Source organism: Massilia sp. CFBP9012 (genome assembly GCF_034045115.1).
Lineage (GTDB): Bacteria > Pseudomonadota > Gammaproteobacteria > Burkholderiales > Burkholderiaceae_D > Telluria.
Window position 1 is genome coordinate 123,574 of record NZ_JAXCWM010000006.1, and the last position, 16,792, is coordinate 140,365.

The window sequence follows — 16,792 nt, forward strand, 5'->3', positions numbered from 1 at the left end:
GCTAGGGACCGATACTGCAACACGAGCAGGGTCAGGCCATTGATTTTGAGCAAGGACAATGGCGAGGTGGCATTTTGCAACGCTGGACGGTTCAGGCCACCTTCATGGCGGGCAGTCCGGGCGCCGCATCCTGCACCGCATCGCGTACGGCCTCGCACACCGGCACCGAGAGCGTCCAGCGGGCGCGCCGCTCGGCGGTGGCGACCATTCGCAGCACACCGCCCATGGCGCGGATGTGCTCGACCAGCTCGACGGGCAGGGCGGTTACCTCGTCCACAGAGCCGGCGCAGCCGTCAATCTCGAGGCCGAGCGTGCTGGCGCCTTCGAGCAACCGGACATGCAGTTCGCGTTCCTGATCGTCGGCGCGGCCGCCGACCTTGCGCGTGGCGCCGGCGAGCACGTCCTCCAACACGCGGAATACGGCCAGCCGCGCCGCCCGGTCCTGGCTGGCGCGTGAACGCGGATCGACGCCGGCCTCGAAGCGGTAGCGCAGGCCGTGGCGATGGGCGTGCTCGGCCAGGCAGCGTTCCAGGGCCTGGCGCAGACCATCGCCCGGATTGGCGCCGCGCAGGCCGCCGGCGACGGCGCGCACTGCGTGGATGGCGCCGTCGATGCCGGCCAGCGCGCGGTCCAGCCGGACGGCGAGGGCGGGCGTGGCCTGGGCGCACTCTTGCAGGTTCGCCATCTCGTCGCGCAAGCTCGACAGGCGACGGCCCAGCTCGGCCTGCAACTGACATCCGATCCGGGTCCGCTCGCCCTCGCGTACGCCTTCGTGCTGGCGCACCATGCGGCACAGCACATCGTGGTTGTCGGCCAGCGCCTGGTCGGACTGACAGCGCGCCTCGCGCTCGGCCGCGAGCTGGTGCTGCAGGGCGCGCGCCCGTTCATCGGTGGTGACACTGCGGCGCAGGCCGATGTAGGCCAGCACCAGCGCGGCCAGCGTGACCATGACGCAGGCCAGTATCTCCGGCGCCGCGCTGCGCCAGGGCAGGGGCACCAGTACATGCGCTTCGCTGGCCTGGGCGCTTTGGGCAAGCAAGGATAGGAAAACTAGTAAAACCGAAGACTTTTTCATGGGTAGCCCTCTTACCGGATTCGGAACATTCCGTAGGACCATACCGCCGCGCGGCTGTAGGAATATTGTTTCTTCTCAAGCGCCTGCCACGCGACACGTTTTGTGGAACGGCGGCAACCGCGGGGCCACGCTACCCGCCGCACGGCATGCCGCGCTATAATGGAAGGTTGACGAGAGGCTTAACGTGACTTACAGCATCAAAGAGATCTTCTATACCTTGCAGGGGGAGGGCGCCCATGCGGGTCGGCCAGCCGTGTTCTGCCGGTTTTCCGGCTGCAACCTCTGGACCGGGCGCGAAGCCGACCGTCTGACCTCCGTATGCCAGTTCTGCGATACCGATTTCGTCGGCACCGATGGCGAGCGCGGCGGCAAGTTCAAGGAGGCGGACTTGCTGGCGACCGAGATTGACAGCCTGTGGCCGGCCACTTATCCGGCCAGCAAATACGTGGTGTTCACCGGCGGGGAACCGCTGCTGCAGCTCGACCGCCCCCTGATCGACGCCATGCATGCGCGCGGCTTCACCATCGCCATCGAGACCAACGGCACCCTGCCGGTGCCGGAAGGCGTCGACTGGATCTGCGTCAGCCCCAAGATGGGCTCGACGCTGGTGGTGCACAAGGGCAGCGAGATCAAGGTCGTCATCCCGCAGCTCGGCCAGGACCTGGCCACCTATGAAGGACTCGACTTCGAGCACTTCTTCGTGCAGGCGATGGACGGCCCGCTGGCCGCCCGCAACATCCAGCTGGCGATCGAGACCTGCCGCGCCAACCCGAAATGGAAGCTCAGCCTCCAGACCCATAAACTTCTTCAGATTCCTTAAAGATCCACACGCAGCATGTTGACCATTACCCGCAAGCTCGAATTCGATGCCGGACACCGGATTCCCGACCACAAAAGCCAGTGCCGCAACCTGCACGGGCACCGCTATACCCTTGAGATTACTCTGACAGGCCAGGTTATCGATTCCGATGGCAATTCCGACAATGGCATGATCATGGATTTCTCCGACGTGAAGGCCCTGGCAAAACAGCATTTGGTCGACGTGTGGGACCACGCCTTCATCGTGTACGAAAAGGATGACAAGGTGCGTGAGTTCCTGGCATCGCTGCCGGACCACAAGACGATCGTGATCGACCGCATCCCGACCGTCGAGAACCTGGCCCAGGTGGCGTTTGATATCCTGAAGGCCGTGTTCATTGACCGCTACGGCAACGGCCTGCGCCTGCACAAGCTGGTGCTGCACGAAACCCCGAACTGCTGGGCCGAGATCACGGAATGATGCCGGATTCGACCGACCAGGCCGCCCAGCAAGCACCGACCGCGACCGCGCAAGGGCGCTATATGGGCCTGGCCCTGGCCCAGGCGCAGCTGGCCTGGGACCGCGGCGAGGTGCCGGTCGGCGCCGTCGTGGTCAAGGATGGCGAAGTCATCGCGACCGGCTTCAACCAGCCGATCAGCGGCCACGATCCGACCGCCCACGCCGAGATCGTGGCCCTGCGCGCGGCCGCCGAAAAGCTGGGTAACTACCGGCTCCCTGGTTGCGAGCTGTACGTGACCCTGGAACCCTGCATCATGTGCTCGGGGGCGATGATGCATGCGCGCCTGGCGAAGGTCGTGTACGCGGCGACCGACCCCAAGACCGGCGCCTGCGGCTCGGTCGTCAATCTGTTCGACGAAGACAGGCTGAACCACCACACCGAGGTGGTCGGCGGCGTCATGGCGGAAGAGGCAAGCGCCATGCTCAAGGCCTTTTTCGTGGAACGCCGCAACGCGGCGCGCAAGCCGGCCGCGGTCCAGGGGTAAGCCGGCAGGGCGGTCCGGGCGCATTCCATCAGGCGGAGCGCCATGCGCGCCAATAAGCTGTTATTCTGATTTCAAGTCGCCATGACGGCACGGCCGTCCGACCATCGGGATGTGAACCACGAACAGCATCGGCGCCAGGCGGCGCCACATTACGCGCTCCTGACCTGCCGTCATGCCTACCCTCCACGCCAATGGCCTGCGCATCGCCTTCGACACCACGGGCGACCCCAAAGCCGCGCCACTGCTCCTGATCCACGGCCTCGGCATGCAGCTGAGCAACTGGCCCGATGAATTCGTCGAAGGCCTGGTCGAGCTTGGCTTCTACGTGATCCGCTTCGACCACCGCGACAGCGGCCTGTCGACCAAGTTCGAACTTGCCGGCACCCCGAACCTCACGCTGGCACGCATCAAGGCGGCCCTCGGCTGGTCGCTGCGCTCGCCCTATGGCATCGACGATATGGCGGCCGATGCCCTCGGCGTGCTGTCGGCGCTGGGCGTGGCCCGGGCGCATCTGGTGGGCGTCTCGGCGCTGGGCGGCATGGTCGCGCAGCAACTGGCGGCGCGGCATCCACAGCGGGTGCTGAGCCTGACTTCCATCATGTCCACCAGCGGCCGGCGCGGCCTGCCAGGGCCAAGCGCGACAGTGCGCAAGGCGCTGGCCAGCCGTCCGGCCGATCCAGCCAATCTCGACAGCGTCATCGACCATGCGGTCGGGCTGCTGCGGGCATTGGGCAGCCCGTCCTATCCGACGCCTGACCGGCAGTTGCGCAAGCGCGTCACGCGCTCGATGCGACGCTGCTATTGCCCAGGCGGTAGTGCGCGCCAGATGCTGGCGCTGCTTGCCGCCGGCGACCGCAGCGCGCTGCTGCCGGCGATCGCGGCGCCCACCCTCGTCATCCACGGCGCCGCCGATCCGCTGCTGCCCGCCGCCTGCGGCCAGGACGTCGCGCGCCACATCGATGGCGCGCGGCTCGAAATCATCGAAGGGATGGGCCACGATTTGCCGCCACAGCTGGTCGAGCGCATCCTTGCCTTGATCGACTCCCATGCGCGGGGTAAGATGTTGCCAGATTCAACACCCCGGCTCTACGTCAAACAGTGATCATTTCCCGTCCCGGCATCGCCATCGTGGCGCCAGCCGGCTGCATTCCCGAACCATCGGCGCTCGAACGCGCCATCGCGCGCCTCGAGGAGCAGGGCTTCCTGGTGCGTAATTACTACGACCACAGCTGCTCCTACCTGCGCTTCGGCGGCACCGACGACGCGCGCCTGGAACAACTGCATGCCGCCGCGGCCGATCCCGACGTACACCTCATCATCGCCCTGCGCGGCGGCTACGGCATTAGCCGCCTGCTGCCGCGCATCGACTTCGAGGCGATCGCGGCCAGCGGCAAGATCGTGGTCGGGTTTTCGGACCTGACAGCCCTGCACATGGGCCTGATGGCGAAGGCGGGCGGTCTGAGCTATGCCGGGCCGATGATCGCGGGCGACTTCGGCGCGCTCGAGCCGGTCGCGTTCACGCTCGAGGATTTCTGGTCTTGCCTGGCCGGCCCCACCCATACCATCACCGAGCGCGTGGCCGGCAATCCGGCGCTCGACGTGCGCGGCACCGTCTGGGGTGGCAATCTGGCCATGATCGGCGCAATGGTCGGCACGCCATACTTTCCGCGCATCGACGACGGCATCCTGTGGCTCGAAGACATCGCCGAACATCCGTACCGGGTCGAGCGCATGCTGCTGCAACTGATGCAGGCCGGCATTCTCGAACGCCAGCAGGCCGTAGTGCTGGGCGACTTTTCGGGCTATCGCCTGGGACCGCTCGACAACGGTTACGACTTCGATGCCATGCTGGCCTACCTGCGCCAGACCCTGCCGCTGCCGGTATTGACGGGCCTCTCCTTCGGCCATATCGAGCGCCGCGTCACCATCCCGTTCGGCGCCCAGGGCCATCTGGTGTCCGATGCCATTGGCTTCCGCCTGACCTTGTCCGACTATCCGACCCTGGTTCGCGCCTGATCTGCGCGCCTGACGCGCCAGCCGCTGTCCGGAATCGACCCTTATTCGCCTGGCAAGGCGCAGAATGGTAAAATAGCCGGTTAATCAAATATGCTTTTTGGGGTAATACAGTGCTATCCACAGCCAATATCACGATGCAATTCGGCGCCAAGCCGCTGTTCGAGAACATTTCCGTCAAATTTGGCGAAGGCAACCGTTATGGCCTGATCGGCGCCAACGGCTGCGGCAAGTCGACCTTCATGAAAATCCTGGGCGGCGACCTCGAGCCGTCGGCGGGCAACGTCAGCCTCGATCCGGGCGAGCGCCTCGGCAAGCTGCGCCAGGACCAGTTCGCCTACGAAGACGTGCGCGTGCTGGACGTCGTCATGATGGGCCACACCGAGCTGTGGAACGCGATCGCCGAACGCGATGCGATCTACGCCAATCCGGAAGCGACCGACGACGACTACATGAAGGCCGCCGAACTCGAGGGCAAAGTGGCCGAATACGATGGTTACTCGGCCGAGGCGCGCGCCGGCGAACTGCTGCTGGGCCTGGAAATCGGCACCGACCTGCACCAGGGGCCGATGAGCGCCGTGGCGCCGGGCTGGAAGCTGCGCGTGCTGCTGGCCCAGGCCCTGTTCTCGAATCCAGACATCCTGCTGCTCGACGAACCAACCAATAACCTGGACATCAACACGATCCGCTGGCTGGAAAACATGCTCAACGAGCGTAATTCCACCATGATCATCATTTCCCACGATCGTCACTTCCTGAACCAGGTCTGCACCCACGTGGCCGACATGGACTACGGCACCCTGAAGGTCTATCCGGGCAACTACGACGACTACATGCTGGCCTCGACCCAGGCGCGCAACCAGCAACTGGCGAACAACGCCAAGGCCAAAGAGAAGGTCGCCGAACTGCAGGACTTCGTGCGCCGCTTCTCGGCCAATAAATCGAAGGCGCGCCAGGCGACTTCGCGCGCCAAGCAGATCGACAAGATCAAGATCGAGGAATTCAAGCCGTCGTCGCGCGCCTATCCCTTCGTGCGTTTCGAAGGCGAGAAGAAGCTGCACCGCCTGGCGGTGGAAGCCGAGAATATCTCGAAAGCCTATGATCGCCAACTGTTCAAGAACTTCTCGATCATGGTCGAGGCGGGCGAGCGCATCGCGATCATCGGCGCCAACGGCGCCGGTAAAACCACGCTGCTGCGCACGATCGGCGGCGAGCTGTGCAACCTGCAGCCGGACAGCGGCCGCGTGAAGTGGGCCGAGAACGCGAACCCCGGCTATATGCCGCAGGATCCGACCGAGGAATTCGCCAGTGGCGAAACCCTCACCGACTGGATGGGCCGCTGGACGCAAGAGGGCGACGACGACCAGGCCGTGCGTTCGATCCTGGGCCGCCTGCTGTTCGGCGGCGACGAAGTCAAGAAGTCGGTCAAGGTGCTGTCGGGTGGCGAGAAGGGCCGCATGATGTACGGCAAGCTGATGCTGGGCCGTCACAATGTGATGCTGCTCGACGAGCCGACCAACCACATGGACATGGAATCGATCGAATCGCTGAACATCGCGCTCGACAAGTATGCCGGCACCCTGATCTTCGTCTCGCACGACCGCGAGTTCGTGTCTTCGCTGGCCACCCGCGTCATCGAGATCCGCGAAAACGACGTGGTCGACTTCCAGGGCAACTACGAGGAATACCTGCGCAGCCAGGGCATCGACTGATCCACGGGTAGACGTTTGAAGGAGATGGCGGGGCAGGTCCCCGCCAACGCGAGGAGACGCGCGAGCATGAATGCCGTAACAGTACCAATCAAGACCTACGAATACGACCGGCCCCAGGCCGGCATGGCCTGCACCGCCGAGGCCTGGGCGAAAATCCCGAGCGCGCCCGAGATGGCCGAGCGCGCCGAACTGAAGGATCGCATCCGGCGCCTGCTGAAAGAGAAGGGCGCCGTGCTGGTGGCCCACTATTACGTGGACGCCGACCTGCAAGACCTGGCCGAGGAAACCGGCGGCTGCGTGTCGGATTCGCTGGAGATGGCGCGCTTCGGCCGCGACCATTCGGCCCAGACCCTGGTGGTGGCCGGCGTGCGTTTCATGGGCGAGACCGCCAAGATCCTGAGTCCCGAAAAAACCATCCTGATGCCCGACCTCGACGCGACCTGTTCGCTCGACCTGGGCTGCCCGGCCGACGAATTCGCGGCCTTCTGCGACCAGCATCCGGACCGCACCGTGGTCGTGTATGCCAATACCAGCGCGGCCGTGAAGGCGCGCGCCGACTGGATGGTGACCTCGTCGATCGGCCTGGACATCGTGGCCGAGCTGCACGCCCAAGGCAAGAAGATCCTGTGGGCGCCCGACCGCCACCTGGGTTCCTACATCCAGGCCAAGACCGGCGCCGATATGCTGCTGTGGCAGGGCTCCTGCCTGGTGCACGACGAATTCAAGGGCATCGAACTCGACCTGCTGAAAGCCGAGTACCCGAATGCGAAAGTGCTGGTACACCCGGAATCGCCCGCCAACGTCGTGGCCCTGGCCGACGCCGTCGGCTCGACCACCCAGCTGATCAACGCGGCCCAGACCATGGACGCGACCCATTTCATCGTCGCCACCGACAACGGCATCCTGCACAAGATGCGGATGGCGGCCCCGGGTAAGACCTTCATCGAGGCGCCGACCGCAGGTAACAGCGCGACCTGCAAGAGCTGCGCGCATTGCCCGTGGATGGCCATGAACGGCCTGCGCAACCTGGCCGAAGTGCTCGAATCGGGCGCCAACCAGATCCACGTCGACCCGGCTGTGGGCCTGCAAGCGAAACGCGCCATCGACCGCATGCTCGATTTCGCGGCCGCCAAGCGCGCCAAGGCACTCCCGACCGGCAAACTGGAAAACAATGCCCCGATGTTCTCGGGGGTAGGACCTGCATGACCACACTGAGAAACCAACACGCCCAGTTCGACGACAGACTGCAGGCAGCCTTCGAGCAGAACATCCTGGCCGCACTGCTGGAAGACATCGGCACCGGCGACCTGACCGGCAAGCTGGTGCCGAACGATGGCGTGGTGACGGCGCGCGTGATCGTGCGCGAAGCCGCCGTCCTGTGCGGCGCGCCGTGGTTCGAAGGCCTGATGCTGGCGGTCGACCAGGACATCGAGATCGACTGGCACTATGCCGAGGGCGAGCTCATGACGCTTGACTCGACGGTGTGCACCATCCGCGCCAATCCGCGTTCACTGCTCACGGCCGAACGCGGCGCGTTGAACTTCATGCAGCTGCTCTCTGGCGTAGCGACGGCCACCCGCCGCTATGTCGACGTGATTGCCGGCACCAAAGCCGCGATCCTCGACACCCGCAAGACCTTGCCGGGCCTGCGCCTGGCGCAAAAGTACGCGGTGCGCGTCGGCGGCGGCAAGAACCAGCGCCTGGCGCTGTATGACGGCATCCTGATCAAGGAGAACCATATCGCGGCTGCTGGCGGCGTCACCGCCGCGCTGCAGGCGGCCGCCGCACTCAATTCCGGCACGCCGGTGCAGATCGAAGTCGAGACCATCGCCCAGCTCCAGGAAGCGCTCGATGCCGGCGTCAAGTCGGTCTTGCTCGACAACTTCGATTTGGCGCGCATGCGCGAAGCGGTGCAGGTCAATGCCGGCCGTGCGCTGCTCGAGGCGTCCGGCGGCATCAATATGGAGACGGTGCGCGCGATCGCCGAGACGGGCGTCGACCGCATTTCGATCGGCAGTCTGACCAAGGACGTGCGGGCCACCGACTACTCGCTGCGCATCATCTGACCATTCATTTTCACAGGATCTTCATGACGACTTCCGACAAGTTGAAACGTTCGCTTGGCTTTCGCCTGTTCTGGCTGGGCTTCGGCCTGCTGCTGGGCGTGCCCCAGCTCCTCGACGGCATCATGTATGGCATGAAGGGCGAACTGTTCTTCGGTATCGGCATGCTGCTGGTCGGCATCCGCGGCTTCCTGCGCCCGGTTGTGCTGGGCCGCGCGATGGCGCTCAAGCGCGACGACTCGGCCGAGGCGTCGTCGATTGGGTCGACGGCCGTGCATGGCGTGTTGTCGCTGGCGATGGCGGCGAGCCTGTTTGCCGGGCTGGCGATCAAGCTCGGTAATAGCTGATCCTTTAGCCCGCACCGCTCGAACCCGTCGTTACTGCCACTGGCAGTAACGACTTCCCGCGCAGGCGGGGACCCAAGTACTCTTAAACCTGAAGTACCGTCTGCCCTTGCGATATGCAAGCAGCCTTGGGTCCCCGCCTTCGCGGGAACGACGTCAAAGCCGGCTTCGCGGGTGTAACGTCAAACGCCGCCGTCGCGGGGACGACGTCAAACCCCGCTTTCGCCGGCCGCTGCCAGCGCATTCTCGCGCGCGGTAGGAATATGCGCCGGCACCCCGGCCTGTGCCGCAATCGCATCGATCGCCCCCAGCACCTTGCCCGGTTCGGCGTAATGCAGCATATGGCCCACGCCCGGCGTCAGCGACAGTTCGCTATGCCGCAGCGCCGCATGCAGCCGTTCGGCGTTGTGGCCACAATCGCAGACGCCATCCTGGGTGCCGGACAGGATCTGCACCGGCACTTTCAGTTGGCCATAACGCCGCGCAAGCGACATTGCGCCCGGCACCATCAGGCTCGAATCGGCGGCGTTCGCCCGTAGCTGCGCGGGCCGCAGCACCATCCACGGCGACGTCTCGCGGAAGCGCTCCGATACCGGCAACGGTGCGAACGCGCGGCCGATCGCCGCCGGCCAGATCAGCCTTCCGGCGAGCGGCGCCACCGTGTAGCGCAGTGCATCGCCCACTAGCGGCAGGGCCGGCGGCGCGCCGACCAGCACGTCCATGCGCACGCTCGGATAGTAGTAGCCCGAGACCAGCACCAGCCCGCGCACGAACTCCGGCACCTGCAGCCCCATGCTCAGCGCCACCAGCGTGCCCCAGGAATGGCCGGCGACGATGGCGCTGTCCACGTTCAGTTCCTGCAGCGCGTGATGCAACAGGCGCGCCTGGCGGTCCGGGGTCCAGACCGTGGTGCGCGGCCGTTCGCTGTAGCCGAAGCCGGGGCGGTCGAAGGCGATCACCCGGTAATGCTCGGCAGCGGCGTCCAGCAGGCCGCTGTGTTCCCAGTCGGTGGCGTCGACGCCGTTGCCGTGCAAGAGCAGCAGCACTGGGCCCTGGCCGCGCTCCAGGTAATGGAGCTTGACGCCGTCGACCGTGATGAAGCTGCCCGTCGGCGGGTGGTCGCGTTCGGCGCGCCGGGATTTGGCGCGTACCAGCAGCCAGGATGCCAGCAGGCTAAGGCCGGCGATGGCGACGCCGGCCGACAGGCGCCGCGTGCTGCTTGCGTTTGTGCTTCGATAGGTGCTGATCACATGGTCCCCCTATGGTCGATAAGGTCGGATGGCGGCGCGGGCCGGTTCGCCCCAAGTAGTTGCGCCACCTGCGGCAAGATCTGTTCGGCCGTCGCTTCGAGCTTGAGCGCCAGCATGTCGTCCGCGCGGGTGCGCCCGAGGTTGATGGCGGCGATCGGTTTGCCGGCCGCATGCGCCAGCCGGCAGAAACGGAAGCCCGAATACACCATCAGCGACGAGCCGACCACCAGCAGTGCGTCGGCCGCCTCCATCTGGGCCAGCGCGCAGGCGGTGCGCGCCGGCGGCACGTTATCGCCGAAGAAGACGACGTCGGGCATCAGTACTCCGCCACAGTGCACGCAGGCAGGAATCTCGACGCCGGTGACGGCGTCGGGATCGAGCGCCGCATCGCCATCCGGCAGCGGCGTGGCCATCGCCTGCAGCAGGGCCGGGTTGGCGAATTCGAGCTGGGTCTGCACAAAAGCACGGGGGAAGCGCGCATGGCAGGCTAAACAGGCCACATGGTGGATATTGCCGTGCAATTCGAGCAGCGCATGGCTGCCGGCCTGCTGGTGCAGGCCGTCGACGTTCTGGGTCAGGATGAAACCGAGCTTGCCGGCCGTTTCGAGGGCGGCCAGTGCCCGATGGCCGTCGTTGGGCCTGGCGCGCGCCAGCAGCGGCCAGCCGACCATGCTGCGCGCCCAGTAACGGCGCTGGACCGCGACGTCGCGCCGGAATTCCGGGCCCTGGATCGGTAGCCGGCCGCGCCGCACGCCGTCACGGTCGCGGTAATCGGGGATGCCGGAGGCGGTCGACAGGCCGGCGCCGGTCAGGACCAGGGTACGCGGGTGCCTTGCCAATAAAGAGGCCAGCGCGTCGATACCCTCGTGATTGCTGAGACCTTCTGCCATGCCGCTTCTTCCTCCCATGCATGGGATCGTAACATCGGCAATCCGGGAGCCACACACGATTCCCCGGGTCAGCGCCGCTTATCTGGCGGATACCGCGATCCCGCCCACGATCATGCCGAATGCCAGCACGTGATACAGGTGCGGCGCCTCGCCCAAAAAGGCCGACGACAGCAGCGCCGTAAACAGCGGCGTCAGGTTGATGAAGAAGGCGCCCAGGCTCGGCCCGGCGCGTTGCACGCCGGCGCCCCAGCAGCGCATGGCGATGATGGCCGGGCCGATCGCCACGTACAGCAGGGCGGCGACGAGCGGCCAGCTCCAGGCGATGTGCACGTCCCTGATCGCCCATTCGCCGCCGGCCAGCGCACCCGACCACAGTACGCCGAAGCCGACCTGGGCGAGCAGAAAAGCGGCCCAGTCCGCGCGCAGCGCCGGCACGTCCTTCTGCTGCATCAGGAGCCAGCTATAGAAAGACCAGGCGATGGTGGCCAGGATCATGTACAGGTCGCCCGCCATCAGCCGCAGCGCCGCCAGCTCGGCCAGCGAGCCGCGGCACAGGACTACCAGCACGCCCGCGATCGACAGCACCGCCCCCGCGACCTGCCTGCGCTTGACCGGGATGCCGAAAAACAGCCGCCCGACCAGCAGCATCCACACCGGCACGCCGGAGGCGACCAGGGTCACGTTGATCGGGGACGAACTCTGCAACGCCAGGTATTGCAGCGAGTTGTACAGGCCGACGCCCAGCAGGCCGAGCATGCTGTAGCGCTTCCAGTTGGTCAATACGCCGCTGCCGGAGCGCAGGGCGGCGCGGCCCAGCGGCAGCAGGACAGCGAGCGCGATCGACCAGCGGATCAGGTTGAGCGTCATCGGCGGCACCGCGTCGCGCACCAGGCGGCCGACGATGGCGTTGCCCGCCCACAGCACAGGTGGGATGGTCAGGAGCAGGGCGGTGGCCGGGGTCAGCCGATAGCCGGGCGTCGACATCTCAGCCGCGCCGCGGCGTCAAGACACTCGGCAGCGCCTTCGGCAGGGTGTCCGGGAAATCGCGCGAATAATGCAGGCCGCGGCTTTCGTGACGCGACAGCGCGCTCTTGACGATCAGGTGCGCCACCTCGACCAGGTTGCGCAGCTCCAGCAGGTCGGGCGTGATGCGGAAGTTGCGGTAATACTCGTCGATTTCTTCCTTGAGCAGCTTGATGCGGTGCTCGGCCCGCTCGAGGCGCTTGGTGGTGCGCACGATGCCGACGTAATTCCACATGAAGCGGCGCAGCTCGTCCCAGTTATGGGCGATGACTACTTCTTCGTCGGCATTCGTGACGCGGCTCTCGTCCCAGGCCGGCAGCGCCGGATGCTCGGCCGGGCTGCTCCCCGCAATATGCTCGGCGCAGGCGCGCCCCACCACCACGCACTCCAGCAGCGAATTGCTGGCCAGTCGATTGGCGCCGTGCAGGCCGGTGCAGGCGGTTTCGCCCACCGCATACAGGCCGGGGATGTCGGTGCGGCCGGCCAGGTCGGTCACGATGCCGCCACAAGTAAAGTGCACGGCCGGCACCACGGGGATCGGCTCGCGCGTGATGTCGATGCCCAGCTCCAGGCAGCGCGCGTAAATCGTCGGGAAGTGCTCCTTGAGGAATTCCGGATCCTGGTGGCTGATATCGAGGTCCACGTGATCCAGGCCGCGCTTCTTCATCTCGAAGTCGATGGCGCGGGCGACGACGTCGCGCGGGGCCAGCTCGCCACGCTCGTCGTGGGCCGGCATGAAGCGGGTGCCGGCCACGGCGCCGGCTTCGCGCGGCAGCTTGAGCAATCCGCCTTCGCCGCGGATCGCCTCGGTGATCAGGAACGATTTGGCGTAGGGGTGGTACAGGCAGGTCGGGTGGAACTGGATGAATTCCATGTTCGACACCCGGCAGCCGGCGCGCCAGGCCATGGCGATGCCGTCGCCGGTGGCGGTGTCGGGATTGGTCGTGTACAGATAGACCTTGCCGGCGCCGCCCGTGGCCAGCACGGTGTGGTCGGCCTCGAAGGTCAGCACCTGGCCGCTCTCGATGTCCTGCACATACAGGCCATAGCAGCGCGGCTGGCCCACCAGCGCCGGCGCGCCCAGCTTGTCGGACGTGATGACGTCGATCGCCACGTGGTGCTCGAACAGCGCAATATTCGGGTGCGCGCGCACCTTTTCTTCGAGCGTCACCTGCACCGCGTGGCCGGTGGCGTCGGCGGCATGGATGATGCGGCGCTGGCTGTGGCCGCCTTCGCGGGTCAGGTGGAAGCCCAGCTCGGCCGTGGCGTCGCGCGTGAACGGCACGCCCTGTTCGATCAGCCATTCGATGGCGGCGCGGCCACCCTCGACGATGGCGCGGGTCGCCCCTTCGTCGCACAGGCCGGCGCCGGCGACCAGGGTGTCGTCGATGTGCTGGTCATGACTGTCGCCAGAATCGAGGACGGCGGCGATCCCGCCCTGGGCCCAGCTGCTGGCGCCATCGCGCAGTGCGCGCTTCGAGATGATGGCGACCTTGCGGGTCTCGGCCAGGTGCAGGGCAACGGACAGGCCGGCCAGGCCGCTACCGACGATCGCGACGTCAAATTTCATGGCAATGTCATATGTGTACAGAGGCATCACTATAAGCGATTTGTGGTCGATACGTCAGGCTGGGGGGAAGGCGTCCAGTTCGGTCAACACTGTACGGCCCCGCACCGAACAGCGGCCCCCAGGCACGTTAGGATGGGGTTTTAGTCACCCATCAAGGACATACCATGACCGCAGACCGCCACCACGCAGCCGCGCTCGCCGACCGGATCGGCTCGATGCGCTTCGCCATGTTCACCTTCCGTGACCAGTACGACCACCTGGTCAGCCAGCCGATGACCAAGCAGGACGTCGATGCCGAAGGCGGCATCTGGTTCTTCGTCAACTCCACGACCGAGTTGTGGGACAGCATCGCGCACCAGCCGGAAGTCAACGTCAGCTTCGCCGACAACGACAACAGCACCTATGTCTCGGTCAGCGGCCGCGCCGAACGGGTCGTCGACCGCGCGCAGGTCGTCGCACGTTGGAATCCAATGGTGCAGGCCTGGTTCCCGGCCGGCCCGGGAGACCAGCACGCGGTGCTGGTGCGGGTCGACCCGCACGCCGCCGAATACTGGGATTCGAACGATAGCAAGATGGTGCGCCTGTTCGCCATGGCCAAGGCGGCCGTGACCGGCACCCAGCCTGACGTGGACGGCGAGCACGGCACCATCAAGCTGTAATTCTTGCAGTAGGGCACGCGCGTGCCTTACAGTAGCGCTCCCGAATCCTGGAGCGCACATAATGACCAGCCCGCTCGAACTGGCGGCCAACGCCTTCACGGCCGCCGCCATCCTGCTGGCCGGTCGCAACAATGTCCACACCTGGTGGACCGGCATCGTCGGCTGCACGCTGTTCGGCGTGCTGTTCGCCCAGAACCGCTTGTATGCCGACGTCGTGCTGCAGATGTTCTTCGTCGGCACTGGGGTGCTGGGCTGGTGGCGCTGGCTGCACGGCAACGATGGGGCGCCACTGCCGATCACGCACGCCGGCTGGCGCAGCCTCGCATGGATGATTCCGGCCGGCATTGCCGCCACCGCCGCCTATGGCGCCTTGCTCCATTTTTATACGAATGCCTACGCGCCCTTCATCGATTCTGCGGTGCTGGTGTTCAGCGTCATCGCCCAGCTCCTGATGATGCAGCGGCGCATCGAGAACTGGCCGGTCTGGCTGCTGGTCAATACCATCGCCGTGCCGCTGTACTACAGCCGCGGGTTGCACCTCACGGCCTTCCTCTACCTGTGCTTCTGGGTCAATGCGATCGTGTCCTGGGTCTGGTGGACCAGGCTGGCCAGGCGCGAGCGCGCAGGCACCTGATCAGGGCTGGACCGGCGGCAGATCCCGCTCGTCCTGGTTGCCGCCCGTCTCGGGAGTCCCCAGCCCGGTCGCGCGCGGACCCGCCTGTCCAGATCGCGTGTCCTGGGCGCCCGGATTGGCATGGGTCATGGCTGCGTCCACCGATTCGGTGCGCGGCGCGGCCTCGTGCGTTTCGACATCGGTGGCGGCCGCGCCCTCGGTACCGTCCGGTGCGTTGACGTAGGGGCCGGACTGGTTGCGGGTCAGGCCAGGGCCGCCGTTGCCGCCGGTTTCAGTATGGCTCTCGTGGCTCGGGGTGGCGTCTTGCTGGCCGCTGGTCTGGCCGCCGACGCCTACAGTGACGCTGTCGTCCTTGCCTGGGCCTGGGTTGGATGCGGTGTTCATCGGGGTCTCCTCAATGTATGAAATGGCGGGATCGATACCGCATTGTCGGGCAGGCTCGGCCCGCTCACTATCGGCCTGCAGGGCGGGCGGCTGTAGGACTCGACCGCCCACAAGGCCGATATTCGAGCGGCCTCAAGCATGATGCTTCCGCAATCGGCGGGGCCGGTGCTATACTGTACATCCATACAGTTATCGCCATTTCGTCCCATGCCCGTCTTCCTGCCGATCGACCTCGAGCCGCTGCCCACCGAACATCCGGACCGGGCGGCGGCGAGTCGCCCGGACGCCGGCATCTTCTCGGGCGTACATGACGAGCCGGTCACCTCGGCCCGCAACGACGCCGAACTGGCACGCGAATACATCTCTCACGGCGAGCTGAGCCCCAAGTCGATCGCCAACCTGCAGAAGGAGCTGTACCGCTTCCTGACCTGGTGCCGCGAAGAAGCGAAAAAGACTTTTCAGCAGCTGAACGTGGCCGATCTGAACGCCTACAAGGAGTTCATCCGCAACCCGCCGCCAGAGTGGGTATGCACGACCAAGTGGCCGCGCAACGATGCGCGCTATCGCCCATTTTCGGGCCCCTTGTCCGACACCAGCCGGCGCCAGTCGATGATCGCCATCAAGGGCTTGCTGGCCTTCGCCGAGCACACCGGCTATCTGCGCCGCAACCCGGCGCGCCTGGTGCGCAATGTGCGGGCGCCGCATGCCGGCCGCATCACCCGCTACCTGACGCCGGCCGCGCTGGCCTATGCGCTGGCGGCGGCCGAGGCGCGCGACGCCGATTCCGAAGCCGCGGCGCGCCAGCGCGCCCGCGACCGCTTCCTGCTGATCGCCTTCGCCCAGACCGGCGCCCGCCTCAACGAGATCGTGAGCGCCCGCATGGGATCGATCTACAGCGAAGGCGACGGCCGCTGGTGGCTGGACGTCCTGGGCAAAGGCAACAAGCCGCGCCGGCTGCCGGTGCCGCCGGCCACGCTGGCCGCCTACCGCGACTACCGGCGCGCCTTCGGCCTGCTGGAGCAGACCAGCCGCGGCGACCACATGCCGTTGGTGCTGTCGAGCCGCACGCGCGACCATGTGCGCGTCACCGACGAAGCGGCCTCCGAGGCGCTCAAGGCGATCTTCCAGCAGGCCGCCAGCGAGGCGGCGGCCCGGGGCGACGGCGATAGCGCGTCGATGCTGCGCCAGGCGTCGCCGCACTGGCTACGGCACAGCATGCTGACCAACCACGCCAATAGCGGGGTGCAGCTCAAGACCCTGCAGGACACGGCCGGCCACGCCAATATCGCCACCACCGCCGGCTATCTGCACAAGACCGACAAGGAACGCCACGACGAAATCCTCGGTTCGGACCGCAAGGGCATTCTGTAAC

18 protein-coding genes are annotated in these 16,792 nt (G+C 66.2%); 12 read left to right on the top strand and 6 right to left on the bottom strand.

The features are described from left to right. Positions 1 to 91 precede the first annotated feature (91 nt). Positions 92 to 1,039 carry a sensor histidine kinase gene (locus SOM61_RS11525; protein ID WP_320474228.1) on the bottom strand — a complete coding sequence of 316 codons (948 nt, stop codon included), beginning with the start codon at positions 1,037 to 1,039 and terminating at the stop codon, positions 92 to 94. A 220-nt stretch (positions 1,040 to 1,259) separates the two neighbouring features. Between SOM61_RS11525 and queE the strand changes: the two genes are divergently transcribed. The 9 genes from queE (at position 1,260) to SOM61_RS11570 (ending at position 9,013) form a co-directional block, all read left to right on the top strand. Beyond that, entirely contained in the window at positions 1,260 to 1,895 is a 636-nt protein-coding gene (queE, locus tag SOM61_RS11530) for a 7-carboxy-7-deazaguanine synthase (protein WP_320474229.1), read from the top strand. A 15-nt stretch (positions 1,896 to 1,910) separates the two neighbouring features. After that, entirely contained in the window at positions 1,911 to 2,354 is a 444-nt protein-coding gene (gene queD / locus SOM61_RS11535) for a 6-carboxytetrahydropterin synthase QueD (RefSeq protein WP_320474230.1), read from the top strand. Beyond that, positions 2,354 to 2,878, top strand: coding sequence for a tRNA adenosine(34) deaminase TadA (gene tadA / locus SOM61_RS11540; RefSeq protein WP_320474427.1), 525 nt, complete (start codon positions 2,354 to 2,356; stop codon positions 2,876 to 2,878). Before queD ends, tadA begins: the two co-directional genes overlap by 1 nt. A 172-nt stretch (positions 2,879 to 3,050) precedes the next feature. Beyond that, positions 3,051 to 3,980: an alpha/beta hydrolase gene (locus SOM61_RS11545; RefSeq protein WP_320474231.1), complete on the top strand. Its 930-nt coding sequence runs from the start codon at positions 3,051 to 3,053 to the stop codon at positions 3,978 to 3,980. Beyond that, positions 3,977 to 4,894, top strand: coding sequence for a muramoyltetrapeptide carboxypeptidase (ldcA, locus tag SOM61_RS11550; RefSeq protein WP_320474232.1), 918 nt, complete (start codon positions 3,977 to 3,979; stop codon positions 4,892 to 4,894). Before SOM61_RS11545 ends, ldcA begins: the two co-directional genes overlap by 4 nt. A 110-nt stretch (positions 4,895 to 5,004) precedes the next feature. Beyond that, positions 5,005 to 6,603, top strand: coding sequence for an ABC-F family ATPase (locus SOM61_RS11555; RefSeq protein ID WP_147935405.1), 1,599 nt, complete (start codon positions 5,005 to 5,007; stop codon positions 6,601 to 6,603). A gap of 66 nt (positions 6,604 to 6,669) precedes the next feature. Continuing rightward, positions 6,670 to 7,809: a quinolinate synthase NadA gene (nadA, locus tag SOM61_RS11560; RefSeq protein ID WP_320474233.1), complete on the top strand. Its 1,140-nt coding sequence runs from the start codon at positions 6,670 to 6,672 to the stop codon at positions 7,807 to 7,809. Further along, positions 7,806 to 8,669 (top strand): carboxylating nicotinate-nucleotide diphosphorylase, encoded by an 864-nt coding sequence (nadC, locus tag SOM61_RS11565; RefSeq protein WP_320474234.1) that lies wholly within the window; start codon positions 7,806 to 7,808, stop codon positions 8,667 to 8,669. The genes nadA and nadC overlap by 4 nt, the downstream gene beginning before the upstream one ends. Positions 8,670 to 8,692: 23 nt before the next feature. Continuing rightward, a complete protein-coding gene (locus SOM61_RS11570; RefSeq protein ID WP_208278836.1) occupies positions 8,693 to 9,013 on the top strand; it encodes a hypothetical protein in 321 nt (106 codons plus the stop codon). A 206-nt stretch (positions 9,014 to 9,219) separates the two neighbouring features. Here the strand turns inward: SOM61_RS11570 and SOM61_RS11575 are convergent, their stop codons facing one another. The 4 genes from SOM61_RS11575 to nadB form a co-directional block, all read right to left on the bottom strand. Beyond that, positions 9,220 to 10,260, bottom strand: coding sequence for an alpha/beta fold hydrolase (locus SOM61_RS11575; RefSeq protein WP_320474235.1), 1,041 nt, complete (start codon positions 10,258 to 10,260; stop codon positions 9,220 to 9,222). Continuing rightward, positions 10,257 to 11,150: an NAD-dependent protein deacetylase gene (locus SOM61_RS11580; protein WP_320474236.1), complete on the bottom strand. Its 894-nt coding sequence runs from the start codon at positions 11,148 to 11,150 to the stop codon at positions 10,257 to 10,259. The genes SOM61_RS11575 and SOM61_RS11580 overlap by 4 nt, the downstream gene beginning before the upstream one ends. Positions 11,151 to 11,228: 78 nt before the next feature. Continuing rightward, positions 11,229 to 12,134 carry a DMT family transporter gene (locus SOM61_RS11585; protein ID WP_320474237.1) on the bottom strand — a complete coding sequence of 302 codons (906 nt, stop codon included), beginning with the start codon at positions 12,132 to 12,134 and terminating at the stop codon, positions 11,229 to 11,231. Between the two features lies 1 nt (position 12,135). Continuing rightward, positions 12,136 to 13,743 carry an L-aspartate oxidase gene (gene nadB, locus SOM61_RS11590; RefSeq protein ID WP_320474238.1) on the bottom strand — a complete coding sequence of 536 codons (1,608 nt, stop codon included), beginning with the start codon at positions 13,741 to 13,743 and terminating at the stop codon, positions 12,136 to 12,138. Between the two features lie 164 nt (positions 13,744 to 13,907). On the opposite strand from nadB, the gene SOM61_RS11595 reads away from it, so the two are divergent. Both SOM61_RS11595 and pnuC read left to right on the top strand, forming a co-directional pair. Then, complete coding sequence (locus SOM61_RS11595; RefSeq protein WP_320474239.1) at positions 13,908 to 14,402, top strand: pyridoxamine 5'-phosphate oxidase family protein; 495 nt, start codon at positions 13,908 to 13,910, stop codon at positions 14,400 to 14,402. Between the two features lie 61 nt (positions 14,403 to 14,463). Next, positions 14,464 to 15,036, top strand: coding sequence for a nicotinamide riboside transporter PnuC (pnuC, locus tag SOM61_RS11600; RefSeq protein WP_147935579.1), 573 nt, complete (start codon positions 14,464 to 14,466; stop codon positions 15,034 to 15,036). Here the strand turns inward: pnuC and SOM61_RS11605 are convergent, their stop codons facing one another. Next, positions 15,037 to 15,420, bottom strand: coding sequence for a hypothetical protein (locus tag SOM61_RS11605; RefSeq protein WP_320474240.1), 384 nt, complete (start codon positions 15,418 to 15,420; stop codon positions 15,037 to 15,039). A gap of 207 nt (positions 15,421 to 15,627) precedes the next feature. On the opposite strand from SOM61_RS11605, the gene SOM61_RS11610 reads away from it, so the two are divergent. Further along, the gene (locus tag SOM61_RS11610; RefSeq protein WP_320474241.1) at positions 15,628 to 16,791 is read left to right on the top strand and encodes a tyrosine-type recombinase/integrase; all 1,164 of its coding nucleotides are present in this window, start codon (positions 15,628 to 15,630) and stop codon (positions 16,789 to 16,791) included. Position 16,792: the final 1 nt, after the last annotated feature.